The 730-nt window shown below is 55.5% G+C and carries 1 rRNA gene; it reads right to left on the bottom strand.

Annotation, left to right across the window (positions count from 1 at the left end):
* Positions 1-730 (bottom strand): 16S ribosomal RNA (locus D1350_RS23460); the annotation flags it as partial.

Here is a 730-nt window from a genome sequence, read left to right as displayed (position 1 = left end):
CTCAGCGTCAGTTACAGACCAGAGAGTCGCCTTCGCCACTGGTGTTCCTCCACATCTCTACGCATTTCACCGCTACACGTGGAATTCCACTCTCCTCTTCTGCACTCAAGTTCCCCAGTTTCCAATGACCCTCCCCGGTTGAGCCGGGGGCTTTCACATCAGACTTAAGAAACCGCCTGCGAGCCCTTTACGCCCAATAATTCCGGACAACGCTTGCCACCTACGTATTACCGCGGCTGCTGGCACGTAGTTAGCCGTGGCTTTCTGGTTAGGTACCGTCAAGGTACCGCCCTATTCGAACGGTACTTGTTCTTCCCTAACAACAGAGCTTTACGATCCGAAAACCTTCATCACTCACGCGGCGTTGCTCCGTCAGACTTTCGTCCATTGCGGAAGATTCCCTACTGCTGCCTCCCGTAGGAGTCTGGGCCGTGTCTCAGTCCCAGTGTGGCCGATCACCCTCTCAGGTCGGCTACGCATCGTTGCCTTGGTGAGCCGTTACCTCACCAACTAGCTAATGCGCCGCGGGTCCATCTGTAAGTGGTAGCCGAAGCCACCTTTTATGTTTGAACCATGCGGTTCAAACAACCATCCGGTATTAGCCCCGGTTTCCCGGAGTTATCCCAGTCTTACAGGCAGGTTACCCACGTGTTACTCACCCGTCCGCCGCTAACATCAGGGAGCAAGCTCCCATCTGTCCGCTCGACTTGCATGTATTAGGCACGCCGCC

The sequence above is a fragment of the Antribacter gilvus genome (assembly GCF_003946865.1).
Lineage (GTDB): Bacteria > Actinomycetota > Actinomycetes > Actinomycetales > Cellulomonadaceae > Antribacter > Antribacter gilvus.
The sequence above is the reverse complement of the archived record's forward strand: the minus strand, read 5'-3'. Positions and strand labels throughout refer to the sequence as shown.